General features: G+C 67.9%; 24 protein-coding genes and 2 pseudogenes. 13 read left to right on the plus strand and 13 right to left on the minus strand.

Annotated elements, in window-relative coordinates:
• Positions 1 to 7: 7 nt before the first annotated feature.
• Positions 8 to 436: a type II toxin-antitoxin system Rv0910 family toxin gene (locus tag BRW65_RS10605; protein ID WP_073874288.1), complete on the minus strand. Its 429-nt coding sequence runs from the start codon at positions 434 to 436 to the stop codon at positions 8 to 10.
• 120 nt (positions 437 to 556) lie between these two features.
• Complete coding sequence (locus BRW65_RS10610; RefSeq protein WP_073874289.1) at positions 557 to 1114, minus strand: hypothetical protein; 558 nt, start codon at positions 1112 to 1114, stop codon at positions 557 to 559.
• Positions 1115 to 1313: 199 nt separating this feature from the next.
• Here BRW65_RS10610 and BRW65_RS10615 point away from each other — a divergent pair, with 199 nt between their 5' ends.
• On the plus strand, positions 1314 to 3077 hold the full coding sequence (locus tag BRW65_RS10615; protein ID WP_073874290.1) for a DUF4407 domain-containing protein: 1764 nt from the start codon (positions 1314 to 1316) through the stop codon (positions 3075 to 3077).
• 16 nt (positions 3078 to 3093) lie between these two features.
• On the opposite strand, the gene BRW65_RS10620 is transcribed toward BRW65_RS10615, so the two are convergent.
• Both BRW65_RS10620 and BRW65_RS10625 read right to left on the minus strand, forming a co-directional pair.
• The gene (locus tag BRW65_RS10620) at positions 3094 to 3903 is read right to left on the minus strand and encodes a DAPG hydrolase family protein (RefSeq protein WP_073874291.1); all 810 of its coding nucleotides are present in this window, start codon (positions 3901 to 3903) and stop codon (positions 3094 to 3096) included.
• Positions 3903 to 5243 (minus strand): FAD-binding oxidoreductase, encoded by a 1341-nt coding sequence (locus BRW65_RS10625; protein ID WP_073874293.1) that lies wholly within the window; start codon positions 5241 to 5243, stop codon positions 3903 to 3905. Before BRW65_RS10625 ends, BRW65_RS10620 begins: the two co-directional genes overlap by 1 nt.
• Before the next feature lie 67 nt (positions 5244 to 5310).
• On the opposite strand from BRW65_RS10625, the gene BRW65_RS10630 reads away from it, so the two are divergent.
• Positions 5311 to 6057, plus strand: a complete 747-nt coding sequence (locus BRW65_RS10630; RefSeq protein WP_073874295.1) for an IclR family transcriptional regulator — start codon at positions 5311 to 5313, stop codon at positions 6055 to 6057.
• 214 nt (positions 6058 to 6271) lie between these two features.
• Here the strand turns inward: BRW65_RS10630 and BRW65_RS10635 are convergent, their stop codons facing one another.
• From BRW65_RS10635 to BRW65_RS10660, 6 genes and pseudogenes are all read right to left on the minus strand, one after another.
• The gene (locus BRW65_RS10635) at positions 6272 to 6559 is read right to left on the minus strand and encodes an ANTAR domain-containing protein (protein WP_073874297.1); all 288 of its coding nucleotides are present in this window, start codon (positions 6557 to 6559) and stop codon (positions 6272 to 6274) included.
• A 230-nt stretch (positions 6560 to 6789) separates the two neighbouring features.
• Complete coding sequence (locus tag BRW65_RS10640; RefSeq protein ID WP_073874299.1) at positions 6790 to 8154, minus strand: wax ester/triacylglycerol synthase domain-containing protein; 1365 nt, start codon at positions 8152 to 8154, stop codon at positions 6790 to 6792.
• Positions 8155 to 8271: 117 nt separating this feature from the next.
• A pseudogene (locus BRW65_RS10645) lies at positions 8272 to 8487 on the minus strand (CoA transferase); the annotation flags it as partial.
• Positions 8488 to 8557: 70 nt separating this feature from the next.
• Positions 8558 to 9997: an amidase gene (locus tag BRW65_RS10650; RefSeq protein WP_073874301.1), complete on the minus strand. Its 1440-nt coding sequence runs from the start codon at positions 9995 to 9997 to the stop codon at positions 8558 to 8560.
• A 92-nt stretch (positions 9998 to 10089) separates the two neighbouring features.
• Complete coding sequence (locus tag BRW65_RS10655; RefSeq protein ID WP_073874302.1) at positions 10090 to 10677, minus strand: TetR/AcrR family transcriptional regulator; 588 nt, start codon at positions 10675 to 10677, stop codon at positions 10090 to 10092.
• A 166-nt stretch (positions 10678 to 10843) separates the two neighbouring features.
• Positions 10844 to 11436: pseudogene (locus BRW65_RS10660) on the minus strand (CoA transferase); the annotation flags it as partial.
• 305 nt (positions 11437 to 11741) lie between these two features.
• On the opposite strand from BRW65_RS10660, the gene BRW65_RS10665 reads away from it, so the two are divergent.
• Genes BRW65_RS10665 through BRW65_RS10700 form a run of 8 tightly spaced genes read left to right on the plus strand, consistent with a single transcriptional unit; the run spans position 11742 to position 20359 of the window.
• Positions 11742 to 12605, plus strand: coding sequence for a mycofactocin-coupled SDR family oxidoreductase (locus tag BRW65_RS10665; RefSeq protein WP_073874303.1), 864 nt, complete (start codon positions 11742 to 11744; stop codon positions 12603 to 12605).
• Between the two features lie 4 nt (positions 12606 to 12609).
• Positions 12610 to 13593, plus strand: coding sequence for a thiamine pyrophosphate-dependent dehydrogenase E1 component subunit alpha (locus BRW65_RS10670; protein WP_073874304.1), 984 nt, complete (start codon positions 12610 to 12612; stop codon positions 13591 to 13593).
• The gene (locus BRW65_RS10675) at positions 13590 to 14606 is read left to right on the plus strand and encodes an alpha-ketoacid dehydrogenase subunit beta (protein ID WP_073874305.1); all 1017 of its coding nucleotides are present in this window, start codon (positions 13590 to 13592) and stop codon (positions 14604 to 14606) included. Before BRW65_RS10670 ends, BRW65_RS10675 begins: the two co-directional genes overlap by 4 nt.
• Entirely contained in the window at positions 14599 to 14835 is a 237-nt protein-coding gene (locus BRW65_RS10680) for a lipoyl domain-containing protein (protein WP_073874306.1), read from the plus strand. The genes BRW65_RS10675 and BRW65_RS10680 overlap by 8 nt, the downstream gene beginning before the upstream one ends.
• Before the next feature lie 20 nt (positions 14836 to 14855).
• Positions 14856 to 15728, plus strand: coding sequence for an enoyl-CoA hydratase-related protein (locus tag BRW65_RS10685; RefSeq protein ID WP_073874307.1), 873 nt, complete (start codon positions 14856 to 14858; stop codon positions 15726 to 15728).
• Between the two features lie 8 nt (positions 15729 to 15736).
• Positions 15737 to 17269 carry an acyl-CoA synthetase gene (locus BRW65_RS10690; protein WP_073874308.1) on the plus strand — a complete coding sequence of 511 codons (1533 nt, stop codon included), beginning with the start codon at positions 15737 to 15739 and terminating at the stop codon, positions 17267 to 17269.
• A gap of 4 nt (positions 17270 to 17273) precedes the next feature.
• Positions 17274 to 18665, plus strand: coding sequence for an aromatic ring-hydroxylating oxygenase subunit alpha (locus tag BRW65_RS10695; protein ID WP_208611784.1), 1392 nt, complete (start codon positions 17274 to 17276; stop codon positions 18663 to 18665).
• Entirely contained in the window at positions 18662 to 20359 is a 1698-nt protein-coding gene (locus BRW65_RS10700; protein WP_073874311.1) for an FAD-binding protein, read from the plus strand. Before BRW65_RS10695 ends, BRW65_RS10700 begins: the two co-directional genes overlap by 4 nt.
• Positions 20360 to 20423: 64 nt before the next feature.
• Here BRW65_RS10700 and BRW65_RS10705 read toward each other — a convergent pair whose 3' ends face one another.
• Together BRW65_RS10705 and BRW65_RS10710 are read right to left on the minus strand one after the other, a co-directional pair.
• Positions 20424 to 21260, minus strand: a complete 837-nt coding sequence (locus tag BRW65_RS10705) for an enoyl-CoA hydratase-related protein (RefSeq protein ID WP_073874313.1) — start codon at positions 21258 to 21260, stop codon at positions 20424 to 20426.
• A 99-nt stretch (positions 21261 to 21359) separates the two neighbouring features.
• Positions 21360 to 21920 (minus strand): class I SAM-dependent methyltransferase, encoded by a 561-nt coding sequence (locus BRW65_RS10710; RefSeq protein ID WP_073874315.1) that lies wholly within the window; start codon positions 21918 to 21920, stop codon positions 21360 to 21362.
• Positions 21921 to 22022: 102 nt separating this feature from the next.
• Between BRW65_RS10710 and BRW65_RS10715 the strand changes: the two genes are divergently transcribed.
• On the plus strand, positions 22023 to 22586 hold the full coding sequence (locus tag BRW65_RS10715) for a TetR/AcrR family transcriptional regulator (protein WP_073874317.1): 564 nt from the start codon (positions 22023 to 22025) through the stop codon (positions 22584 to 22586).
• A gap of 34 nt (positions 22587 to 22620) precedes the next feature.
• Here BRW65_RS10715 and BRW65_RS10720 read toward each other — a convergent pair whose 3' ends face one another.
• Entirely contained in the window at positions 22621 to 22857 is a 237-nt protein-coding gene (locus BRW65_RS10720) for a hypothetical protein (protein WP_073874319.1), read from the minus strand.
• A gap of 103 nt (positions 22858 to 22960) precedes the next feature.
• Between BRW65_RS10720 and BRW65_RS10725 the strand changes: the two genes are divergently transcribed.
• On the plus strand, positions 22961 to 23632 hold the full coding sequence (locus BRW65_RS10725; protein WP_073874321.1) for a TetR/AcrR family transcriptional regulator: 672 nt from the start codon (positions 22961 to 22963) through the stop codon (positions 23630 to 23632).
• A 44-nt stretch (positions 23633 to 23676) separates the two neighbouring features.
• Positions 23677 to 24153, plus strand: a complete 477-nt coding sequence (locus BRW65_RS10730; protein WP_073874322.1) for a hypothetical protein — start codon at positions 23677 to 23679, stop codon at positions 24151 to 24153.
• Positions 24154 to 24200: the final 47 nt, after the last annotated feature.

Consider the following 24200-nt stretch of genomic DNA (forward strand, 5'->3'; position numbering starts at 1 on the left):
GTAGCGCCTATTGCAGGGCGGCCAGGTTTTTCACGGACTTCTCCACGTCCGAGCGGAGCACCCGGGCCACCAACCCGCCGATGGGCCCGCTGAGCAGTCCGCCGCGCAGGTCCGCCGTGAGGTGAAAGTCGGTGCCGGGATCCCTGCTCGTGACCGTCATGGCCACGCCGAGGCGAATCCCCCCGCGACCGCGACCTTGCAGCTCAATCGCTTTCGGCTCGTCGTAGCGGGTGACCGTCCAGTGGATGACGTTGCGGAACCCCTTGACCCGCACGCACGACGAGACGCAGGTGCCCTCCTCGATCGTGTCGGGAACGGGTCCGCGCCAGCCCGCGAAAATCGTCATCCACTCGTCGAATCGACTCAGGTCGGACGCCAGCTTCCAAGCGGCCTCCGGGTCCACCTCCGACGACACCGAGACATCCACACGTGCCAACTTCCCCGCTCCTCCCCCAACGATGATCGCGGTCGGCGCCGGCACGGCAGCACAGGCGAACGGCGCGCAACGCGCACTGAATACCCGCGGACGAGCGGGGCTATGCGTCGGGCGGGGGCCCTACGGCCAGGCCGCCTGCAATTGCTGCGCCACGTCGATGATCTGGGCGGCTTGCGACTGCGGCGAGTCGATCTCCTCGGCGACGTACTGGGCGACGAATCGGCGGATCTCGCCGTCGACCCCGGCGAGGATGCGCAGCACCTCCCCGCGGAAGGACTTCGAGGACACGTTGACGGTGATGTCGGAGGGCCGGGGCTTCGCGACGTCGACGATCAGCAACAGCGGCTCGGCGGCTCGCGCCGTGGCCCGCAATGCGATGTCCCCGGAGACGACGAACCGCTGCTTGTCGAGCCGGAGGTCGAGCAGCAGGTCGATCGACAACGGGATGTGGATGACGAACGTGATGCTGTCACCGAGGCGGCGTGTGACCTTGGGCTCGTGGATCTTGACGTTGGCGCTGACCTTGGCGATTCCGCCTGGGCCCTGAGCGATGGGCTCCATGGCGAATTCGTTGCCGGCGATGTCGGCGAACGCGGCGGCGACACGCTCGGGAGTGACAGCGACCTCGAAGAATCGGCGACCGAACTCTTCGTAGGTGACAAAATCGTGAGTCTCCATAGGCTTATACCGTCTCACGCCGGTCGCCGGAACCGTCGCTGATCTGCCCGCGTCGCAGAAATCGCCGACCGCCACGCTCCCGCGCCGGAATCGGCGGGCAAACCGCCGGCGTTGTGAAGCACGCCACAGCCCGGTGGCTTCGATTCGATCCGGCGGGCGGTGGCCTGGGAGGCTTGTTGGCTTGGGAGGTGTTTTTTCGATGTGCGCCCAGGAAGTTACCCAGAAGCGCTCGGCGTCGTGGCCTGCCGGCCTGCTCACGTGGCTGGGCGGCGGGCAATGGGGCGAGCGCCACGAGCGGACCGCGCACGCCGCCGAGACCGGGGCCGGCGCGGTGGTGTTGTTCGGGGCGGTGCTGGCCTGGCTCGTCGCGACCGTGGCGGTCAGCGAGACGGGCCGCTGGTCACTCCCCTTGGTACTGCCGCTGACGGCGGTTTTCGGCCTGCTGGTCGCCGCGGTTGCCCGCGCCACCACGTCGGGGTCCCACCGCGGCCGCGCCGGCGTGGCGGGACGCGCGCTGGTCGCGACCGCGCTCGGGGTCGTCGTCGGCGAACTGGCCGCACTCGCCCTGCTTTCCGGATCGATCGACCATCGCCTCGACGAACGCGCCCTGCGCAGCGCCGGCTCGGCGCCGGCTGTCGCGCAGGCGTCGGCGTCCCTGCAACAAGCCAGGGATGCGCGGGCCGCGCTCGACAGCGCCGTCGACGGCGCTCACCAGCAGCAGGATCGGGCCCTGGTCATCGCGCGCTGCGAATACCATCCCACCCCCGCCTGCCCACAGACGCGCATCACCGGCGATCCCGGTGTCGGGCCCGAAACACGAACGGCGAACGAGCTTCTCGCGGACGCCCAGCACGAGTTGGACAACGCGCTCGCGGTTCGGGATCGCCAGGCCCCCGAGCTGGACGCCAAGATCTCCCGCGAGCAGCAAACCCTCGACGAGGCGCGTCGCGGCGCGGTCGCGGGCGCCGATCGCGGCCTGGGCGCCCGCTGGGTCGCGATGAACGACCTGACCCGCAACGACGCCGGCGCGCTGACGTTGCGGCTGCTGACGATCGCGTTCTGCGTACTGCTCTACCTGCTGCCGCTGATCCTGAGGCGGTGGCGCGGCGAGACCACCCAGGACCGGCGTGCACAGGCACGCGCGGAGCGCGAACGCGCGGAGCTCGAGGCCGACACCGCAATCGCGATCAAGCGGGCCGAGGTCCGCCGCGAGGCGGAAATCATGTGGGCCGAGCACCAACTCACTCAGGCCCGGCTCGCCATCGATGCCCAGACCGAGATCGACCGGGAGCAACAGCGTCGCCGAATCGCGGACGCCATCGAGTCGCCGCTGCGGGCGTCGTCGCAACGCCCCATCGAACCGGCTGACGAAGATATCTATTTGCCCATCGCCGCGGAGGCCGAGGCGGCCAGCCGGGCGATTGTCGGCCTGCCCGCCCCGGCGCCGCAGGCCGCCGACGTGGAGAACCTGCCCGCGCCCGTCCAGCGCGAGGTGGTGGCGCACGAAGAACCCGGCCCGTCGCTCATCGGATCGATTCCGGACGCCACCAAGGCCGCCGCGCGGTGGATTCGTCCGTTGGTGCCCCCGTTTGTGGGGCGGGTGATCGACACCACGACCGCACCGCTGCGCACCGCGCGTCAGGTCTTCGAAGAGGTCGAGGAGATCACGTTCGCGTTCAGGCGCACCCACAAAGTGACGGTCGACTCCGAAAGTTCCGAGGCCGGCGAACGTCCCGGGCGGTCCTCCGCTACCGGCGAATCCCCTTCCCCTGCACGCGGTTTCATCGACTCGGCCCGCGACGATGCCGGCCGGTCCGCCCACCCGCGGCTGGGCGGTGCGGGCCGTCACGCGACGTCGCTGGAGAAGTCCCAGCGAAGCGGCGAACGGGAACTGACCAAGCGGGACGGGCCGGCCGAGTTGGATTCACCCGAAGGGCCGCACCAGCTTCCGCCGGCGCAATAAAGCGGCGCCCACGCACCTATTCGTCGCCGAATGCTTCGTGGAGTTCCGGCAGAAATGCCGCCAGGTGGTTCATCTCCTGGGCGCAGTGCACCATGAGATTGCGCGCGCTGGCCTCGGCGTTGCCGAGCACCCGCGCGGCGATGGGGCGCACGGCCCGCGATGCGACGCCGGGGACGTTGCGCACCTCGATGTGCCGGCCGCCCATCCAGAACCGTGACCGCATCTCGGCCCCGTCCGGGGTCGATCGGACGTGGTGGATGAACCAGCCGACGTCCACCGGGGCCTCGCTGGATCCGAGCCGGGCGCAGATCGCCACCGCGCGATCGTCGTCGGGCGGGCAGCCCATGCTCGCCGGGTCGACGAATTGGATCGCGCCGTTGAGCATTGTCGAGCCGATGTACTCGCTGATCAACGACCAACGGCCGACGTAACGCGCAGCCCCCCGACGCCCCGTGTCGTCGCCGTCCTTCCAGGCAGCGCACAGGTGCGCGCGCGGATGCCACAGCTTGTACCGACGGGTGTCGCAGCCGTGCCAGCCGAACCACCAGGACCACATCGCCGGGGTGACACCCGGCATGTCGGTGCGCACCGACACCTGATAGCCGCCGTCGCCGAGCACCCCGTAGCCGTTTTCGGTCTGCTGGTACCCGTCGTCCGCGACGCGCGCGGCATCGTCGAACGACGGCAGCGCCATGGCGCCTTGCGGCCCGTGCTCGAGCGCCTCGACGACATGGCGTGGCAGCGCGGCCATCTCGGGTGTGAAGAACTTGGCGAACGGCGTGTTCGCGTCGTCGTCGCGGTAACCGAGGTAGAGGTCGCCGGCCATCAGAGTCGTCCCATCCAGCTGTTGAACAAGCCGTCGGGGTCGTACTCGGCGCGCACGCGGTCGAGCTTGGCCATGGCTGCGTCGCTCGCGAACCGCGCGGGACGCTGGCCGAGGTTCTCGTCGGCAAGCTGAATGCCGATCGCGTGTTCGGCCATCGCGGCCATGTTGGACCGCGCCCAGTCGGCGTACTTCGCCTCGTCGGCGGGGTCCTTCCACGAACCGTAGAGCGCGAGGTAGATGTCGCCCTCGATGCTGTAGGCCATGTCCTGGCGGGGAGGACAGGGGCCCCAATTCAGCCAGAGGAAGTGCGCGGGATGCGGGGGCATCGTGTCCAGGATCGTCCGGATGCCCGGCAGCAGGTCTTCGGCCGACGCCGACGTCCACATGTTGTCGACCGCGTAGTGGTGATCGGACAGGTAGTGGCTCATCGCGACGTCGTACCAGGTCGGTAAATCGGTTGGCATGTAAGGGATCTTGACGAGCGCCCGATCGGCGACCGGACAGGTGCCGAACAGGGCGAGGGCCTTTTCGGCCTCCTCGTCGGAGTCCGCGAAGGCGGGCGACGCCAGCGAGATGACCGGGGTGTCGATCCCCATGTTCGGCTCGCCGCGCGAGGCCACGGCCTGCAGCTCGACGCGAGGGTCCACTTCGGCGCCGACCGCGCGGGTCCAGGTGAAAACCTCGTCGGCCAGCTCGAACGGGTAGACGTAGACGCTGGTGCCGCAGGCGCCGGGTCGCGGATAGAGCTTGAGGTAGAACGACGTGACCACACCGAAGAAGCCGGGGCCGGCACCGCGGGCGGCCCAGTACAGGTCGGCGTTGTTGCTGGCGTCGCAGTGGATTTGTTCGCCCTCGGCGGTCACGACGTCGAGGCCGATGACGCTCTCGCAGGCCGGCCCGAAGATGCGGCTGTTCCAGCCGTACCCGCCCTGCAGCAGGTAGCCGCCCAGGCAGACGCCTTTGCAGTGACCGCCGGGAAAGAACAGGCCTTGCGCCTCGAGGTCGGCCATCAGCAGGCTGCCGCCCTTGCCCGGGCCCACCTGGGCGAGACGCTTCTCGGCGTCGATGACGGCGTGGTCGAGCCGGCTGACGTCCAGCAGCACGGAACCGTCGCGCAGGTGGCTGGCCGCGAAGCTGTGTCCCCCCGAAACGATGCTGACCTTGAGCCCGTGGGCCGAGGCGTAGCGGATACCGGCGACGATGTCGTCGGCGTCGACGGCCTGCACGATCACTTCGGGGTGGCGGTCGGGAACTCGCTGGTGCCATACGGTGCCACGGCGGGCCTCCTCGTAGCCGTCGTCGCCGCGAAAAAAGTGCCGTCCGGCCGGTAGCCCGCCCATCGAAGATCTCCCTTGATTCGTAATTCGGATCTTTGTGATCCGGGATGCGGAACACTATAGTGGAGGAATGCCGTCTCCGGGGGAAAATTTGCCAACTGGTCGCGACGAAGGCATCCAGGTGTTACGCCGGGCGGCCGCCGCGCTGGACGAGATCGCCGCCGAGCCCGGGCGCCTGCGTCTGGTCGACCTCGGCGAGCGGCTTGGGCTGGCCAAGTCGACGGCCCGCCGGTTGCTGGTCGGTTTGGTCGAGGTGGGGTTGGCCAGCGTCGACCCGCAGGGCCGCATTTCCCTTGGCGACCGCCTGCTGGGATTTGGCAATTCCGACGGGGCGCACATCTCGGCGGTTTTCCGCCCGACGATCGAGCGGGTGGCGCGCGCGACCGACGGCGAGACCGTCGACCTGTCGGTGCTGCGGGGGCAGCGGATGTGGTTCGTCGATCAGTTGGAATCGTCGCATCGCCTGCGCGCGGTCTCCGCGGTCGGCGTCCGGTTCCCCCTCGAGTCGACGGCCAACGGCAAGGCCGCGCTCGCGGCGTTGGACGACGCCGACGCCGAGTCGGTCATTTCCCGATTCGGTCCCGAGGTCGCCGCCCGACTCCGCGCCCAGGTCGCCGAAATCCGGCGCACCGGAATCGCGTTCGACCGCGACGAGCACACCCCGGGGATCTCGGCGGCGGCCATCGCGCGACGCACCGTGGGCGACAACGTGGTCGCCATCTCCGTGCCGGCGCCGTCCGAGCGGTTCGGCGAAAAGGAGCAGCGCATCGTCGACGCATTGCGCGCGGCGGCCGAATCGCCGGCCTGGTCGCGCTAGCGTCAGCGGATCAGGTTGATCCCGTAGTCGATTTCGGGTGCGGGTTGATTGGTCGCGCGATTCCGCCGAGACCACCGGATCCCCCGCCGGCGGGTCGGCCACTGCAACCGCAGCCCAAAAGCGCCACCCTCCGCGCGCGGTTTTGCGTCGTTGTGGCTGGGGACGGCCGGGTTACCCCTCGAAAGCTCGGCCGTCCCAACGGCCCGATCCCCACTCAACAGGTCACGGCGGCCGAAGAGAACAGGCGTCCCCATTCGTGCCGGGCCGCGGATTGCGCGTCGGTGAAGCTCGGTGTCTTCTCTCCATCGCCGGCCAGGTGCACCAGCGCCCAGGCCATCGCGAACACCGGCACCTTGTGGCGCAAGGCCGCGCTGTGCAACTCGTCGAGGGCGGCTTCGGACGGGCACCGGCGCAGGCCGATCAGGATGCCCCGCGCGGTGTCGAGGATGCGACCAGAATTCGGGCCGCACGAAGCCTGGCCCGGGACCCAGTTCGCCGTCATATTGCGGATACCTCCTGCGGCGCCGTCACGAATCCGCCACCTGGCGGACGAGGAATTCCTGCGCTACGCGTCGTCGCGGCCGCAAACCTCTCAAAGGCGCCCTGTGCCATGATTTGTCGATTGATGGCGTTGTGCCAGACAACCGCGGGGATTGATATCGCCCCGTGACCCTTTCGGGATCGTCTGCTAACCAAAGATTCTAGTGTTACCCCTGATTGCAGGACCCCGAATTAGCTTGCCAAGGAGAGTAATTCGTCGAAGCCTCCGACGATCGCATCGCGGAAGAGGTCGTAGTCCGGAATCGCGGTGGTGTCGACGTTCAAGCCGAGCCCACACGTGTCGACATAGGTGAGCAGGGTGACGTTGACCGCAGAGCCGATGGTGGGGCCGAATGCGTATTGCGCGCGCACCGCGGCGCCGCCGAGAAAGACCGGCACCGGGACACCGGGGACGTCGCTGGCCACGAAATCCACGTGGCGCAGCACCGAGCCGATGTACCAGCGGGGCGCCAGGTTGAGCATCCCGGCGATCAATTGCGTGTGGGGCAAGGATCTTTCGTTGCGGACGGCCGCGGTTCGCCGCCGAATCGCTTGGATGCGCTTCGCCGGATCGGCCTCGCCGACGGGCACGTCGAAGCGCATCAGCGTGATCCGGTTTCCACCCATGCCGTCGTCTTTGGTCCGTAGGCTGATCGGCATCGTGATGTGCAAGTCGCCCACCGCGACGCCGTGCTTCTCGTGGTAGAGCCGCAGCCCACCCGCCACCCCCGCGACGAAAGCGTCGTTCAACGCCGCACCGCAGCGGTGCGCGGCCTCCCGGAGCGGGCGCATCGGCACCTGATGCACCCCGAGCCTCCGCGTCAGGCCCCGTTCCGTCGCCAACGGCGACCCGGTGCTGTTTATCGGCCGGACGGTTCGGTAGACCGATGCGGCGGTGCTGGCCGCCGACCGGATCGTGTCGACGGGCCGTCGGACCCCGTCGTACATCAACCGCGGCACCCGGGTGGCCGCCCCCGTCAGGGCGCTGCCGAGCAAGCCGGTGTCATAGCGCACCGCATCGCGGTAACCGCCCAGCAGGCCCGGCTCCGCCACCTCGGGCTCGGGCGGCAGGGGCTCGACGCGCGACATGTCCTCGGAGAGGTCGAACAGGTGCATCGCGATCTGGACTCCGCCGACGCCGTCGGTGAGCGCGTGGTGGAACTTGCAGATCACGGCGGCCCCGCCGTTGGCCAGACCGTCGACGAACGTCGTTTCCCACAGCGCACGGGCCCGGTCGAAGTCCTGCATCTCGGCCACGCGCGCCATCTCGAGCACGTCGTCGAGCGTCCCGGGGCCCGGAATGCTCGCGCGCCGCAGGTGGTAGTCCAGGTCGAAATCCCGGTAGTGCTCCCAGCGCGGCGGGGCCGGCGGGGGCGAGTGCACCACGCGCTGCCGAAACATGGGTAGCTTGCGGCTGATCAAGTCGAATCGTCTCCGCACTTCCTCCCAGTCCGGCGACCGGTCCAGAAGTACGACGCTGACCACGGTCGATCGCAGCCGCGGGTCGCTTTCCATTGCCCAGGTGAACGCGTCGCTGGCGCGCATGAATGCAGTCATGTCCGTGCTCCTTTGCACAGAACGTACGGCTGCCGGCGCCCTGGGTCACCGGGTTATCGGCACGCGATGACTTTGGTCCCCACAGATAGCGTCTTTCGTCGACTGGCTGCGCGGCTTTTACAGAATCGCCCCGAGGTCCTTGCTCTTGGCGATGTCGTCCCAATCGACGCCGAGCTCCAGCAGGATCTCTTCGGTGTGCTGGCCGTGTTCGGGCGCGCGCGCCGGTTTGGGCGCCGTTTCGTCGAACTGCACGGGCGCCGCGACGATCCGGTACTTCTCGCCATGGTCGTCGACGTTGGTCACCACATATCCGTTCGGCTCGACCTGAGGCTCCTCAAACTTTCTGTCCATTTCTCAAACGAAATGTCCACGCGATGTCCAGTTGGACATGGGAGTGAGAATTTCACCCGGCAGGAGTCCGGAGTGTGCCGTCAAACAACAGTGTTGGGTGAAGGTCGCGGACGGGACTGAGGCCCTCGAGTGTGGTGGCGACGTGGAGGACCGTGGATTCTGCGTGCCAGTTGCCGGCGATCTGAATTCCGATGGGGAGGCCGTCGCTGCTGGTGCCGAAGCGCATCGACAACGCGGGTAGACCGGTGATGTTGAATTGGACGGTGAACGTTTGAATGTGCGTGGCGTCGACCGTTTCTCCGTCGATGACAAACTTCGTCAGGCCGTGCCGGTGGGCGGGGATCGGGAGTACGGGTAACAGTAGCGCGTCATAGCGGGTGAAGAATCCGGCGTAGCCGTCGCGGATTCTTTCGAAGCCCTGCTCGGCGGCGATGTAATCCTCCATCGAGGTGTCGGGGGTGTTGAGCATCGACGTGGACATCACGAACATCTTCGCCTCGCGGCCCTTGGTCACTGCGGCCATCGCCGGTTTGAGTTCCATGACGTGCTCCAGGTTGAACAGTGCTAGCGGGTTGTCGCGTTCGAGCGCGGGGATTCTGACCTCCTCGACGTGTACGCCGGTGCTTGCGAGGGCGTTTGCAGCGTCACGGACGGTGGCTGCGACTTCCGGATCGACGGGTCCCAGACCGGAGTCGACGAGCCAGCCGACGCGCACGGGACGGTTCGGGCTGTCTCCGAGGCCGCTGTCGAAGGCTTTCGGTGTCACCGCGAAGCCGTCCGCGCCGTCGGGTCCGGAAAGCAGCGAGTAGGTCAGGGCGATGTCGCGCACGGTTCGAGCCATGGGGCCGACATGCCAGTCTCGACGCGGTACGCGGGGCCAGACGCCGGTCATCGGGATGCGGCCGTGGGTGGGTTTGAGTGCGACGATTCCGGTCTGGGCGGCGGGGCCGCGCACGGATATGGCGAGGTCGGTGCCGAGGCCGAAGGGGCTCATGCCGGCTGCGATCGCCGCTGATTCGCCGCCGCTGGATCCACCGGGGGTGCGTTCAAGGTTCCAGGGGTTGTTGGTCCGCCCGGTGAGCAGATTGTCGCTTTCGGTCGAGTACGAGAATTCCGGGAGGTTGGTCTTAGCCAGTAGGATTCCGCCGGCGTTCTTGATGCGGGCCACGCTGGTGGCGTCGGTCGGGGGGATCCGCCCGGCGAAGATCGGCGAGCCTCGCTGGGTGAGCACGCCTTCGGTGTCGATCGAGTCCTTCACCGTGAAGGGCACTCCGTGCAAGGGGCCGACGTCGTGGCCCGCGGCCAAGTCCGCGTCGGCGGCGCGCGCGACGTCGAGCGCGTCCTCGGCGATGGTCACGATGGCGTTGATGGCCGGGTTCGTGTCCTCGATTCGTGCCAGGTGCGCACGCACCAGGTCGACCGATGACACCGCCCCGGTGCGGATCAGCTCCGCCATGGACGTGGCGTCGTTGTAGATCAGTTCGTCGGACATGATTCCTCCATTGAGAGTGATAGTAGACCGGTCGACTAGCACCGACAGACAGCTGGGGGGTTGTCGAGATGGCTAACGTGCGGGAACGGTTGTCAGATGTTCAGCATCTGCCGGGTGTAGGCCATCACGGTGTCCAGCTGCTCGGGACTGCGGTTGACCTTGGCGAGGACGCTCGCGCCGATCCACGCGCTGTAGAGCGTGTTCGCCGCGACGGCGGGGGTGACGTCCAGTGACACGGACCCGTCTTCGATGCCGGCGGCCAGCATTCGTTCGAGGCGTTCGAGGATGCCCGCGGTGCCCTGCTGCAGGATCAGTCTCATTGGTTCGGACAAGTCGGAGACCTCGGCGGCCAGTTTCACCACCAGGCAACGGCCTTGGCACTCGTCGACGGTTTGTTTGTCGTAGAACTGCTGCCAGTAAGTCATCAGCTGCTGTGCAGGGCTGGCGCCGGGCGTGGCGATGATGCGGTTCATGTTGGCCAGGTAGCCGGTGAAGTAGTTCTGCAGCATTGCCTCGCCGAACGCGTCCCTGGAGTTGAAGTAGTGATAGAAGGAGCCTTTCGGAACGCCGGCTGTGGTCAGTACCTCGGTGAGCCCGACGGCCGAGTAGCCCTTCTGCACCATCAACCGTTCGGCGGTGTCGAGGATCGTTTGCCGGGTGTCGGTCTTCGCCGTTGTCACGGTTCGACCCTAGCGTCGAGTAGACCGGTCGTCTAGTCGTCGATTCATCGCGCAGGAATGCCGATTGGCGGCGCGGCTCTTATGGCCTCCGCTCGCTACCACGGACAAGGCGCCGGGCCAGGCACAGTCCCCGACTGCTGAGCCTTTGACGAGCGGGTTGATGGCCAGGCCGGGCGGTGCGCTCGCGGCGGAACAGCGCGGCGCAGACGCCCCCGGCCAGCGTCGCCCCACCCTGAAGGTCGCCGAACCCAGGACCCTGCACCGCGGGCGTGTCGGTGCCGAACGGCGTGAGCGTATAGGCGACGCCGCCGCGCGCGAGATAGGTGGCCGCGTCGAACCCGCCGCGATCACGGTCCGGGCCCGCACCCCCAGCCCGGTGCCGCGCGCGATGATGATCTTCGGATTGAACGAGCGGATGTCGTCCACGGTCAGCCTGGCCCGCTCGAGCGCACCGGGCAGCCAATTGGTAAGGAACACATCCGCACTGGCCAACAGGCGGCCGAACAACTCCCGGCCGGTCTCGGACTTGATGTCGATGGCGATGCTGCGCTTACCGCGGTTGCCCAGCTCGAGAATGAAGTCGGCGTCCGGGCGGGCCGCCTGCCGGGTGAACCCGCCGACGACTAACGCACGCCCCGGATCACCGGAGGCGACGCCTTCCACCTTGATCACGTCGGCGGCCCAGTCCGACAGGGCCGCACTGGCCGACGGCACGTAGGTCCACGACGCCAACTCGATGACCCGTACCCCGTGGAGCACACCCCGCGCACGCCGGACATCGCCGACTCCGTCGGTCGACCGCCATTCCTTGCTATTTTAGATATTCTAGTTAGTCTAGGGCGTAGCGGTAGACCCGCTGCAGGTCAGCGCAGTTTTTCGTGGAAGAGATGCGATGGATCCGACCGTCGGCCCGATTCCGACGCCCGCCGGTGTGAACGCGCGCCGCCTTCCAGAGCGGGCGGTCGGGCCGGCCGACTCGTTTCCGCGTGGCCGCCAGCGATGCCGCCAAATGTGTTGCGGGCCAAGGCCGCTCGCGACCTAGCCACAGGGACGAAGGACGGGCGATGGGCAGGGTAGCGGGCAAGGTGGCCGTGATCAGTGGCGCCGCGCGCGGTCAAGGCCGTTCGCACGCACGGATGCTGGCCGCGGAAGGCGCGGACATCATCGCGGTGGACCTGTGCGCCGACATCGAGACCAACGAGTATCCCCTGGCCCGCCGGGAGGACCTGGACGAGACGGCCCGGTTGGTGGAGAAGGAGGGGCACCGCGTGTTCACCGCGGTCGCCGACGTCCGCGACCGCGCCGCCCTGGCCGCGGCGATCGATGAGGGCGTTGCCGAGTTCGGCCACCTCGACGTCGTCGTCGCGAACGCGGGCATCTGCCCGCTCACCGCGGGACTGCCGCCGCAGGCCTTCGCCGACGCCGTGGACGTGGATCTGGTCGGGGTGCTGAATCTGGTGCACGCGAGCCTCAAGCATCTGCAGGCGGGCGCCTCGATCATCGTGATCGGTTCCAACGCCGCGTTCATGTCGTCGATGAACACGACGGGTATCGACGGTGGCCCCGGCGGGGCCGGGTATGCCTTCGCGAAACTTGCTGCCGCGCACTACGTCAACGACTTCGCCCTGGCGCTCGCCCGGTTCTCCATCCGGATGAATGCGGTGCATCCCACCAACGTCAACACCGATATGTTGCACAGCCCGCCGATGTATCGCGCGTTCCGTCCGGACCTGAAGGATCCCGCCCGCGAGGACGCCGAACCGGTTTTCCCGCTCGTGCAGGCGATGCCGATCCCCTACGTCGAACCCGAGGACATCAGCGAGGCGGTGTTGTTCCTCGCCTCCGATGCGGCGCGGTACATCACCGGGCAGCAACTCCGTGTCGACGGTGGGGGCTTCCTCAAGGTCAAGCCCTGGTTCGGCGCGTGATCGCATGAGCGAGCCGACACCGGGCCTCGAGCGCCGCCTGTACGAGCTGATGGTGCTCATGAAGGCTGCCGACGATCGGTTGTCCAAAGGCATTGGCACCGGCGAGTTCATGTGCGTGTACTGGCCCTCGCGCGGCCAGGAGGCCATCGCCGCGGCGATGGGTGTCGCGCTGCGCCCCGACGACCAGCTGGTCACCACCTACCGCGGCCTGCACGACCTCATCGGCAAGGGCGTCCCGCTAGAGGAGATCTACGGCGAGATGATGGGCCGCACCGTCGGCGCCGCCCGTGGCAAGGGCGGCACCATGCACATCGCCAAACCCGAGAAGGGCGTGATGCTTTCGACCGGCATCGTCGGGGCCGGACCGCCGGTGGCCGTGGGGTTGGCGATGGCCGCGAAACGCAGGGGCTCCGACCGCGTCACGGTGGTCAGCTTCGGCGACGGAGCCACCAACACCGGGTCCTTTCACGAGGCGGCGAACATGGCCGCCTTGTGGGACCTGCCGGTGGTCTTCGTCTGCCAGAACAACCTGTACGCCGAGATGACGCCGACCGTCGACACCATGAAGATCGCGCACGTCGCCGACCGGGCGCTGGGCTACGGCATGCCCGGAGTGCGCGTCGACGGAAACGACCCGCTGGCGGTCACTTCGGCGCTCGACGACGCGCTGCGGCGGGCCCGCGCCGGCGAAGGCCCCACCTTCATCGAGTGCGTGACGTTCCGGTTCCGCGGCCACTACTTCGGCGACAGAATGCCCTACATCCCCAAGGAGCAACTGGCCGCGGCGATGGAAGCCGACCCGGTCCCGGCGTTCCGTAGCCACCTGGCCGAAGCGGGCCTCTGCGATCAGGGCGAGCTCGACCGCATCGACGCCCAGGCGCTGGCCTCGGTCGAGGCGGCGCTAAACACCGTGATGCGCGCGGATTCCCCGTCGATCGACGAACTCGACTCCGACGTGTACGCGACCCCGATCGGGTTCCCGTCATGAACACAGAAGAAGAGGAGTTGACCATGCGCGAGGCGCTCAACCTCGCGCTGGACCAGGCCCTTGCGGCCGACGACAGGGTGTTCCTGCTCGGTGAGGACATCGCCGATCCCGGCGCGTCCGGGCCGACCGCGGGGCTGTCGACGAAGTACGGCCACGACCGCGTCCTGGACACCCCGATCTCGGAGGCGGCGATCGTGGGTGCGGCGATCGGCGCCGCCATCGACGGCCTGCTGCCGGTGGCCGAGATCATGATCATGGATTTCATCGGCATCGCCGCCGACCAGCTGATCAACAACGCGGCCAAGTTGCGGTTCATGACCGCCGGACGCACGTCGGCGCCCATCACCATTCGCACCCAGGTCTACGCCGGGCTGGCCACCGGCGCCACGCATTCGCAGAGCCTGGAGGCGTGGTTCATGCACATCCCCGGGATGAAGGTGATCGTGCCGTCGACGCCGCGCGACGGGAAGGGCCTGCTGACGGCGGCGATCTTCGACCCCGATCCGTGCCTGTTCGTCGAAACGATCCGGTTGCAGGGCAAGAAGGGTCCCGTTCCCAAAGACCCCGGTTTCTCGATCCCGTTGGGCCAGGCCGACATCAAGCGGCCCGGCACCGACGTGACCCTGATCGGCTACGGACGCTGCGTGCACGACGCCCTGAGCGCGGCGGCCGCCCTGCACGAACAGGGGGTGAGTGCCGAGGTCGTCGACCTGCGCACCCTGGTGCCGCTCGACGTCGAGACCATCGTCGCCTCGGTGCGCCGCACCCGCCGGGCCGTCGTCATCCATGACGCGGTCCAATTCGCCGGTCCCGGAGCCGAGATCGCGGCGATCCTGCACTCGGAGCTGTTCTCCGAGCTGGCGGCGCCCGTCGAACGGGTGGCCGCCCGATTCGTCCCCAACCCGGCCGCGGCGGCGCTCGAGGCGCAGGTGTATCCCTCCCCGGAGCGGATCGTGGCGGCCGCGCAGCGGACCCTCGACAAGACCGGCGCCGGAGCGAGGGCGCATGGCTGACTTCATCATTCGCATTCCGCGGGTCTCAGTGGCGGTGTCGGAGGCCGAGCTGACCGGCCTGCTCGTCGACGGTGGTCAGCACGTGGAGGCGGGCACGCCGATCTATGTGATCGCGACCGAGAAGGTGGAGCAGGAGATCGAAGCGGGCGCGTCGGGCACCGTGCGGTGGACGGGCCAGGTCGGGACGACCTACGACATCGGCGCCGAAATCGGTGTCATCACTTCGTGAATCAGGAAAGGTGAGCACGTATGGATCTCAACGAGACTCGCGAGAGAATCATCTATCAAAAAGAGGGGCCCATCGCGCGCGTCACGCTGAACTGGCCGGAGAAGGCCAACGCCCAGGACCAGAAGCTGGCCGAGGAGGTCGACGCCGCGCTACTGGACGCGGACCGCGACTACGACATCAAGGTGCTCGTGCTCAAGGCCAACGGCAAGGGTTTCTGTTCGGGGCACGCCATCGGCAACAACGCCGTGGACTACCCGTCGTTCGTGGAGAACTCCATGGTGACCGGCCATCCGTGGAAGGCCCAGTCGGACCTGTTCGTCAAGCCGACGCTGAATCTGTGGGAGTTCTCCAAGCCCACGATCGCGCAGGTGCACGGCTACTGCGTCGGCGGCGGCACCCATATGGGCCTGACCACCGACATCGTCATTGCGTCCGAGGACGCCTACTTCTCCTACCCGCCGCTGCAGGGCTTCGGCATGCCGTCGGGCGAATGTTCCATCGAGCCTTGGGTGTTCATGAACTGGCGCCGCGCGGCCTACTACCTGTTCACCGCCGAGGTGATCGACGCGAAGAAAGCGCTGGAGGTCGGCCTGGTCAACGAGGTCGTCCCGCGTGATCAGCTTGACGACCGAGTCGAGGCCATTGCCCGGCACATTGCCCAGGCGCCGTTGACGACGCTGATGCTGACCAAGGCCAACCTCAAGCGGGCCTGGGAACTGATGGGCATGCGGGTGCACTGGCAGAGCTCCAATGATCTCGTCGCGCTGGCCTCGATCAGTAAGGATGTGCAGCAACTGATTCAGACGGTGTTCAAGGACAAGGTGCTGCCGTCCGAGCACGCCCGGCGCCAGGCCGCAGCGGCCGCTCACACTGACGGCGCCGCAGCCACTTAGGCCCGCCGGTGAACATCGCCGATCACGCGATCGCAGCCGCTTCGTCGCCGGCCCTCATTGCCGACGGCCGGGCGATCTCGTTCGGCGAACTCCACAAGCGGAGCCAACGCGTGGCCGCCGCGCTGCACGGTGCCGGTCTGCGCCCGGGCGACGGCGTGGCGCTGATCCTGCCGAACCGGCCGGAGTTCCTCGAAATCACCTGGGGATGCCAGCTTTCCGGCCTCTACTACACCGCGGTCAACACCCACTTCACCCCGGACGAGGTCGCCTACGTCATCGACGACTCCGACGCCAGGGCGGTGTTCGTCGACGCCGCCATGCCCGAGCTGGCCGCGCACGTCCGCGCGACCAACGCCGCCGTCACCGTCCAGCTGGTGGTCGGTGGCGAGCTGCCCGGCTGGCACGCGTACGAGGACGCGTTGGCGAAGGCCGGCGCCGCGCCGCCGGTGTCCGACGGGTCGGAGATGCTGTACTCGTCGGGCACCACGGGGCGGCCCAAGGCCGTCCGACGACCCCTCCCGGCCGACGGCAATGGCTCGTGGGCGCAGGCGGTGCTGGAGCTGGCGCTTACCCACAAGTACGGGCTGAGCTCCTCGAGCTTGTACCTGTCCCCCGCACCGCTCTACCACGCCGCGGGCGTGAACTACACCATGGCGGTCAACCGCGTCGGGGCGGCGGTGATCCTGATGCGCAAGTTCGACGCCGAGGCCGTCCTTTCCCTGATCGAGACCCACCGCGTCACGCACGCTCAGTTCGTGCCCACCATGTTCGTGCGGATGCTCAAGCTGCCCAAAGCGGTTCGGGAGCGCTACGACGTTTCGAGCCTGCGCTGCGTCATCCACGCGGCCGCGCCGTGCCCGGTCGACGTCAAGCACCACATGATGAAGTGGTTCGGACCGATCATCCACGAATACTACGGGGGCACCGAGGGATTCGCGGGGACGACGATCGGTCCGGAAGAGTGGCTCGCCCATCCCGGCTCGGTGGGTAGGCCCATGTCACCGGTGCACGTCGTCGGCGACGACGGCGTCGAGCTGCCGGCCGGGCAGGCCGGCGAGCTGTTCTTCGAGGGCGGACCGGATTTCGAGTACTTCAAGGACCCCGCGAAGACCGCGTCGGTGTCCAACGACCGCGGCTGGCGCACCCTTGGGGACATGGGCTTCCTCGACGAGGACGGGTACCTCTACCTGACCGACCGGTCCACGTTCATGATCGTCTCCGGCGGGGTGAACATCTACCCGCAGGAAATCGAGAACCTGTTGATCATGCATCCCAAGCTGGTCGACGCGGCCGTCTTCGGGGTGCCCAACGACGAGTTCGGCGAGGAGGTCAAGGCCGTCGTGCAACCGGCCGACGGTGTCACGCCGGGGCCCGACCTCGAGGCCGAGCTGATCGAGTACTGCCGTGCACACGCCGCCGGCTACAAGTGCCCGCGCACCGTCGAATTCGTTCCTGAGTTGCCGCGGGACCCGAACGGAAAGCTGTACAAGAGGCGCATCCGTGAGCGTTACTGGCAGGGGCGGGCATCGCGGATCCTATGAGGGGATGAGAATGGTCACCACCCAGAGCACCCATGACAGCCAACTGAACTGGACGCCGCTTCCGGTGCCGTGGGCGGTCCAGACGGTGGATCGCATTCCCAAGCAGCGCTACTACGACCCGGAGTTCTACGCGCTCGAAACCGAACTGCTCTGGCCGCGCGTGTGGCAGATGGCCTGCCGCCTGGAGGAGATTCCCAAGCCCGGCGACTACGTCGAATACGAGATCCTTGACGAGTCGATCATCGTGGTCCGCCTGGACGCGGACAACATCCGCGCGTATCACAACGCGTGTCGCCACCGCGGGGTAAAGCTGGTGGAGGGCAACGGAAACCGACGCACGTTCGTCTGCCCGTTCCATGGCTGGTGTTGGGGCATCGACGGGCGCAATACCAACGTGGCAAGGCCCGAGGAGTTCGACGATCACAACCTCGACGCGGACGATCTTCGCCTGGTCTCGGTACGGTGCGAGGTCTGGGGCGGATGCGCGTGGATCAACCTCGACGACGATGCACCGCCATTCCGTGACTGCTTCGAGCCGTTCGCGTCGATCTACGACGCATGGAAAGTCGAGTCGCTGCGCGTCGAGTGGTGGCAGTCGTGCCGGCTGCCGGTGAATTGGAAACTGGCGACCGCCGCCTTCATGGAGGGCTATCACGTCCCGCAAACCCACCCGCAACTGCTGCCGTCCAGCATGCCGAAGCGGCCCGACGCCGCCAAACCACCCGGATTGGCCCAGACCAACCTGTATTTCATGCGCACCTTGGGTGAGGGCATGGCCGGCATGACGCACGAGAACGACGTCCGCATCGCCGAGGGCCTGCAGGACATGGAACTGCCGGCCGACCCGGCCGAGGCGATGGCCGTGTGGCGCAGCGCGCTCAACGACGCCATCGTGCACTGGCATCGAGCCCGGGGCTGCGACATCCCCGACCTCAACGAGTTGCAGCGGCGCGGCATCGACGAGGCGATCAATTTCGCTTTCCCGCACTACTTCCTGCTGCCCCAGTACAGCAGCGCCTCGTCCTACCGGATCCGGCCGCTCGGTCCCGAGGAGACGTTGTTCGAGATCTGGTCACTCACCCGCATCCCGCCGGAGCAGAGCACGCCCAAGCCGACGCCGCCCGTACCCATGGCGCCCGACGACCCACGCTGGCCGCCGATACCGGCCCAGGATTTCTCCAATCTGCCGAGGCAACAAAAGGGACTGCACTCCAAGGGTTTTGAATACATGCGGTTGTCCAGCCGAATCGAGGGCTTGATTTCCAACTTCGAACGCGTGATTGACGGCTTCCTCGCCGGCCTGCCATACGACGCCCTGGTGCCCGCCATCCAGCGGACCAACACCACCATCGACGTCCCCGTCGCCGACCTGGGTTTCAGCACGGGGGCACGATGACCGCCCGGTGGGACCGCTCGGTCGATCTGCTCATCGCGGGCAGCGGCGGGGGCGGCATGGTCGCGGCGCTGGCGGCGCTGGACTCCGGCATCGAACCCCTGGTGGTCGAGAAGCAACCCCTGGTCGGCGGATCCACCGGGCTGTCCGGTGGCATGGTGTGGCTGCCCAACAACCCGTTGATGCGCGCCGACGGAATCCCGGACTCGCACGAGGACGGACTGGCCTATTTCGACGACGTCGTCGGCGACATCGGCCCGGCCTCGTCGCCGGCGCGGCGCGAGATGTTCCTCACCGCGGGCTACGAGATGATCAACTTCCTGACCCGCAAGGGCGTTCGGTTCGTGCGGTGCCCGGGCTGGAGCGACTACTACCCGAACCACAAGGGCGGCAACGAAGCCGGCCGCGCCATCGAGTGCGTCCCCTACGATGCGGCGGCGCTGGGGAGCTGGGGCGGCAAGGTCCAGCCCTCGATGGCCAAGAGCTATGGCGGGTTCGTCCTGAAGACGAACGAGTTGCGGTCGGTGCAGTACTTCAACCGGTCGCCGCGGGCCTTCGCGGTGGCCATGCGGGTGTTCGCGCGCACCAGGGCGGCCAGGCTCCGGGGCCGCGACATGCTGACCAACGGCGCATCCCTGATCGGGCAGCTGCTCAAAGCGCTGATCGACCTGCGGGGTGAGCCGCCGATCTGGACCGGCGCCGCGATCGAGGGCCTAATCGTCGAGGACGGCCGCGTCGTCGGCGCGCGCGTCTCCCGCAACGGCTCCGCGCTGAACGTCGAGGCCCGCAAGGGCGTCCTGCTCGCGGCGGGCGGCTTCAGCCGCAACGCGGACATGCGCCGCCGCTACAGCGGGGACCAGCCCAACGAAGGACACTGGTCGATCGCGAACGCCGGCGACACCGGCGAGGTGTTGCAGTCCGCTATCGGGCTCGGCGCGAAGACCGACCTGATGGACGAGGCCTGGTGGCTGCCATCGGTTTTCATCGCCGACGGCGGTGACGCCGCGAGGGCGCTGGGCAGCGGCCGCCAGCGACCCGGCGCCATCTACGTCGACGGAACGGGCCGACGGTTCTGCAACGAGTCCAACTCCTACGTCGAAGTCGGCAAGGCGATGTACGCGAACAAGGCCGTGCCGTGCTGGATGGTCTTCGACGAGGGCTACATCACCCGATACGTTTCGGGGGCCAACCCGTTCAAGAAACGGCGCCTCCCCGAAGAACTCATCACGCGCGGCGCGGTCGTCCGGGGCGAGACCATCGGCGACCTCGCGCGCCAGATGGGCGTCCCCCCCGACGCGCTCGAGCAGACGATCAAGCGTTTCAACGGGTTTGCGGCCAAGGGCCTGGACCCGGACTTCGGGCGCGGCCAGTCGGCGTACAACGACTGCCTGGGCGACCCCGGGTATCGCCCCAACGCGGCGCTCGGCCCTCTCCAGCGGGCGCCCTACTACGCCACCAAGGTCGTTCCGGCCGATGTCGGGACGTGCGGCGGCGTGATCACCAACGAGCACGCGCAGGTGCTCGACGAGGACGACTGCGTGATCGACGGCTTGTACGCGACAGGCAACATCACGGCAACGGTGATGGGCCGAAATTATCTGGGCGCCGGTGGAAGCATCGCCTACACGATGGTTTTCGGTTATGTCGCCGCCCGCCATGCCGCGGGTCGCAGGGTCGCGGGCGAGAGAAGCCGCTGACCCGCGAGCAGACACAAAATCGCCCGATTGAGCGCCGAAATATGTGACTTTGCGTCTGCTCGCGCTAAGAGTCCTCGTCATGGCCGACGAACTCGCGCGGCTTCATGCCCGACTGCTTCAGCTCGGCCCGCCGGGCCTGCACGTCGGTGGCGGCGCCCACCATGTTGGTCAGGATGTGACTGACTTGCAGGTGGACCCGCATCCCCATCAACTCCCACGCGCGCTTCACGTTGTTCTTCACCGCCATCAGCGTCGTCAACGGGATTTGGCCGATCTTGCGTGCCATCTCCTCGACGGTGTCGTCGAGATCTTCGCGCGGCACCACCTTGTTGAGCAGCCCCCAATCGAGAGCTTGTTGGGCGGACAGCGTCGGGGCCAGCAGCAGCCAATCCATGGTGCGATGCCAGTTCATCAGCAACCACGGCTCGATCATGGTGTGGCCACCGGGCTCACCGAGGCTTTGGGCGAGCGGCATCTGGAAGTACGCGTCCTCGGATGCGACGCAGAAGTCGGTCAGCAGGCCGAGGTAGATCCCACCGCCCATGCAGTAGCCGTGAATCGCGGAAATGGTCGGCTTCGGGAATTCCCACAGATACAACGTCGGCCACAAGAACAGATCGGCCGTGCCCTTGTACAGGTCTTCGAAGGTCTCACCGAAGTCCGGGTACGGATTTTCGTCGGGGCCCCAGCGGGCCACGTGTCCCCCGCAGAAGCCTTTTCCGTTCGCCTTGAGGATGACGACCCTGATCTCCTTGTCGCGGTCGGCCTCGTGCAGGCACGCGTCGACTTCGGTGACCAGGACCGCGTCCTTCGTGTTGGCCTTGTCGACCCGGTTCAGGATGATCCGCGCAATCGGCGGCTCGCGTTCGTAGATCACCGCTTCGAGGACGCGCCGCTCCATGCGCGTGACATTACCTGCAGACCGCCGGGCCGGACGCCGATTCGCCCAGCTCGGTCGCCAGCGCGCCGGGCGCCACGTCGCCTGCAGCGAAAAGGCTTGCTACTCAGCGGTGTTGGCTGCGCGCGCCAGCAGCCACGCGCAGCCCGCACCCTCACCGGCGGCGAGCACATCGAGGTCGGCGAACGCCGCGGGCAGCTCGCCCGCGACCGCGCGAAACGGCCCCGGGGAACCGCCGACTTCGCTCAGCACGGCCATCGCCAGCAGCCCGCCGGGCGCCAGGCGCTCGACGATCGCGCGGTCGAGGCGACGGTCCCGGAATCGGTGGCAGAGGATGACATCCACGCGCGGTCCGGCCGGCAGCCCGCCGTCGAGGTCGACGACCTCGAACCGGCACCGGTCGCCGACCCCGGCGCGCTGAGCCAGGTCACGGGCCTGGGCGACCGCCACCGGCGAGACGTCCACGCCGCGCACGGTGAGCCCGCGCGTCGCAAGCCACACTGCCGCCAGCCCCGGACCGCACGCGAGATCGAGCGCCCTTCCCGCGGCGGGAAGGAGCTCGGCATGGGGCGCCAGGAATTCGGGCGGCCCCACCGCCTCCACCGCCGGCGGCGCCTTCGTCGCGTACCGCTCGTCCCAGCGCCGCCGGTCCGCCTCGGCCATAGGCGCAACTCTAGATTGTTCTGGACAGCTGTCCGCTAGACGCCGCCCGCACCGGGCAGGTCGCGCTGCCGCGCGGGCGCAACGCCTTCCTACACTGGACGGGTGTCTAAAGATGCGGCGCGCAGGTCCGACCGCAGACCGGGGCAGACGATCCGCAAGGTCCTCGACGCCGGGCTGGAGGAGTTGCGCGAGTCGTCGTACGCCAATCTGACGATGCGCTCGGTGGCGACCCGCGCCGGGGTTTCGCCGGCCAGCGCCTACACCTACTTTCCGTCGAAAAGCGCCCTGGTGGCGGCCGTGTATCTGCGCTTCCTGCGCGAGCTGCCACTGCATACCGACGTCAACGAGACGACCAAGACGCGGGTCAGCGCGACGCTGCGAGACATGGCCGTGGTGGTCGCCGACGAGCCGGAGCTGACCGCCGCCTGCGGCGCCGCACTGATGGCCGATGACCCGGCGGTGCGGCCGATTCGGGAGCAAATCGGGCAGGAGGTGTCGATGCGGATCGGGGCCGCTCTGGGACCCGGCTGGCCGCGCGCCGTGAAGTCCACGCTGCAGATCACCTTCTCCGGCGCCCTGATGACGGCCCGGTTCGTCAGCTTCGACGAGATCGAGGGGCAACTCGATGAGGCCGTCAACCTCATCCTGGGCGCCTCCGTCGCCTGACCGACTGTGCGGCAACGGATTAGGTGTCGACGGTTCACGCCACCGGCGTCAGGCTGGCGGCTTCCTGACCGGCCCGCAGGAACTCGGCGCCCGTCGTGTCGAGCGGTTCCGGGCTGACGGTGGCGACCCGGCCGTCGCGCACGCCGATGTTCCTGCGCGCCGAGGGAGCGCCCGTCCCGTCGAACCAGCGGCCGTTCGTGATCACGGTGTCGTAGTGCAAAGTTCGGCCTTCCTGCCGCGCGGCACCCCACTGTTCGTGGTGATCATACATAATGGCGGAAGTGTCCGGTCGTGTTAACCAGCGCCGGTCGCGGGCCCCCAGCCGCTATGATCCGGCTGTGGGGATCGACGACTACGGGTTTGCCGGTCGATAGATGCGCAGTCACGGTTGGTCAGGAGACACGCCCGCCTCCGACGAGGAGGCGATCGAGCGCATCCTTGACGCAGCCGACCGGATCATCGACGAACGCGGCTCGGCGATGCGGATCGCCGACGTGGCGCGGGCGCTCGGGGTGACCCGACAGACCGTTTACCGCTACTTCCCCGGGACGCAGGCGCTGTTGGTGGCATCGGCGATGCGGTCGGCCGACGGGTTCCCGGATCGGATGGCCGCCCACCTCGAGGGCGTCAGCGACCCGGTCGTGGCGATGACCGAAGGGATGGCGTTCGCCATCGAAGAGTTGGCGTCGGACAACCAGGTTGAATTCGTGCTGAGTCAGCGCCACCGGGGCGGCCAGCAGGTCTCGATCATCTCCGATACCGCCCTGGCGTTCGGACGGGCGATGCTGCACCGCTACGACATCGATTGGGAGAGCTACGGTTTCGACGAAGCCGGCCTCGACGAGCTGAATGAATTCAGCCTGCGGGTGCTGCACTCCTTCCTCGCCGACCCGGGGCGGCCGCCGCGCAGCGGCGCCGATCTGCGCCGTTACCTCACCCGCTGGCTGGGACCGGCGATCGCCTATCCGCAGCTGCTGCGCGCGATGGACGCGCTGCAAACCCCCGAGCCGCCGCGCACGCGGCGGCGCCCCTTCAGGGCATCGTGACAATCGGCGACGGGCTCGGTTGACGACAACCATAAGGAGCGGGCATGACCGGCCTCGGACAGATCGCGCTCAATAGTGCGCCCGTCTTCGGTGGGGCGATGTTGGCCGTCGCCGCCGGCCAGTTCCGGCGGCCCGACTATCGGGGCCTGATCGCGCAGGACATGGACTTGCTGGAGCGGCTGCCGCCGGAGGCCGCCACCCGGCGCGCCGAGCTACAGCGCACCATCGACGCCCGCATCGACGACCTGATCGAGACCGCCGACCGCGGCCGGGCGCTGCGCAAGGCGGCGTTGTCCTACGAGGGCAACTGGCGGGACTTGGTGCTCCTGGTCTGCGCGGTGCTGTTCACCATCATCTGGTGGGACGTCGACCACAGCAGGAGCAACTGGCTGCCCATGTTCGTCTTGCTGATCCTGCTGACCATCGTGACCGCCGCCTACGCGTTCCGCGGCGTGCTGCGCGCCGCCGGTTCCTTGGCGCACAGAGGATCCCATCCGCCGGGGCCCGGCTCGCCGCGATAGTCCGGCGGTGGGCCGTCGCCGCACAACGCGCGCGCTACGCCAGCCTG

Source organism: Mycobacterium paraffinicum (assembly GCF_001907675.1).
In the GTDB taxonomy this organism is placed as follows: Bacteria; Actinomycetota; Actinomycetes; order Mycobacteriales; family Mycobacteriaceae; genus Mycobacterium; species Mycobacterium paraffinicum_A.

Excerpts from the sequence above, each read along its gene's own strand:
- BRW65_RS10625 (WP_073874293.1), bottom strand. The coding sequence starts at position 5,243 with ATGGGCGGGCTACCGGCCGGACGGCACTTTTTTCGCGGCGACGACGGC.
- BRW65_RS10725 (WP_073874321.1), top strand. The coding sequence starts at position 22,961 with ATGCGCAGTCACGGTTGGTCAGGAGACACGCCCGCCTCCGACGAGGAG.
- BRW65_RS10640 (WP_073874299.1), bottom strand. The coding sequence starts at position 8,154 with ATGACTGCATTCATGCGCGCCAGCGACGCGTTCACCTGGGCAATGGAA.
- BRW65_RS10705 (WP_073874313.1), bottom strand. The coding sequence starts at position 21,260 with ATGGAGCGGCGCGTCCTCGAAGCGGTGATCTACGAACGCGAGCCGCCG.
- BRW65_RS10630 (WP_073874295.1), top strand. The coding sequence starts at position 5,311 with ATGCCGTCTCCGGGGGAAAATTTGCCAACTGGTCGCGACGAAGGCATC.
- BRW65_RS10615 (WP_073874290.1), top strand. The coding sequence starts at position 1,314 with ATGTGCGCCCAGGAAGTTACCCAGAAGCGCTCGGCGTCGTGGCCTGCC.
- BRW65_RS10620 (WP_073874291.1), bottom strand. The coding sequence starts at position 3,903 with ATGGCCGGCGACCTCTACCTCGGTTACCGCGACGACGACGCGAACACG.
- BRW65_RS10685 (WP_073874307.1), top strand. The coding sequence starts at position 14,856 with ATGGATCTCAACGAGACTCGCGAGAGAATCATCTATCAAAAAGAGGGG.
- BRW65_RS10720 (WP_073874319.1), bottom strand. The coding sequence starts at position 22,857 with ATGTATGATCACCACGAACAGTGGGGTGCCGCGCGGCAGGAAGGCCGA.
- BRW65_RS10700 (WP_073874311.1), top strand. The coding sequence starts at position 18,662 with ATGACCGCCCGGTGGGACCGCTCGGTCGATCTGCTCATCGCGGGCAGC.
- BRW65_RS10670 (WP_073874304.1), top strand. The coding sequence starts at position 12,610 with ATGAGCGAGCCGACACCGGGCCTCGAGCGCCGCCTGTACGAGCTGATG.
- BRW65_RS10710 (WP_073874315.1), bottom strand. The coding sequence starts at position 21,920 with ATGGCCGAGGCGGACCGGCGGCGCTGGGACGAGCGGTACGCGACGAAG.
- BRW65_RS10695 (WP_208611784.1), top strand. The coding sequence starts at position 17,274 with ATGAGAATGGTCACCACCCAGAGCACCCATGACAGCCAACTGAACTGG.
- BRW65_RS10635 (WP_073874297.1), bottom strand. The coding sequence starts at position 6,559 with ATGACGGCGAACTGGGTCCCGGGCCAGGCTTCGTGCGGCCCGAATTCT.
- BRW65_RS10675 (WP_073874305.1), top strand. The coding sequence starts at position 13,590 with ATGAACACAGAAGAAGAGGAGTTGACCATGCGCGAGGCGCTCAACCTC.
- BRW65_RS10650 (WP_073874301.1), bottom strand. The coding sequence starts at position 9,997 with ATGTCCGACGAACTGATCTACAACGACGCCACGTCCATGGCGGAGCTG.
- BRW65_RS10665 (WP_073874303.1), top strand. The coding sequence starts at position 11,742 with ATGGGCAGGGTAGCGGGCAAGGTGGCCGTGATCAGTGGCGCCGCGCGC.
- BRW65_RS10730 (WP_073874322.1), top strand. The coding sequence starts at position 23,677 with ATGACCGGCCTCGGACAGATCGCGCTCAATAGTGCGCCCGTCTTCGGT.
- BRW65_RS10610 (WP_073874289.1), bottom strand. The coding sequence starts at position 1,114 with ATGGAGACTCACGATTTTGTCACCTACGAAGAGTTCGGTCGCCGATTC.
- BRW65_RS10680 (WP_073874306.1), top strand. The coding sequence starts at position 14,599 with ATGGCTGACTTCATCATTCGCATTCCGCGGGTCTCAGTGGCGGTGTCG.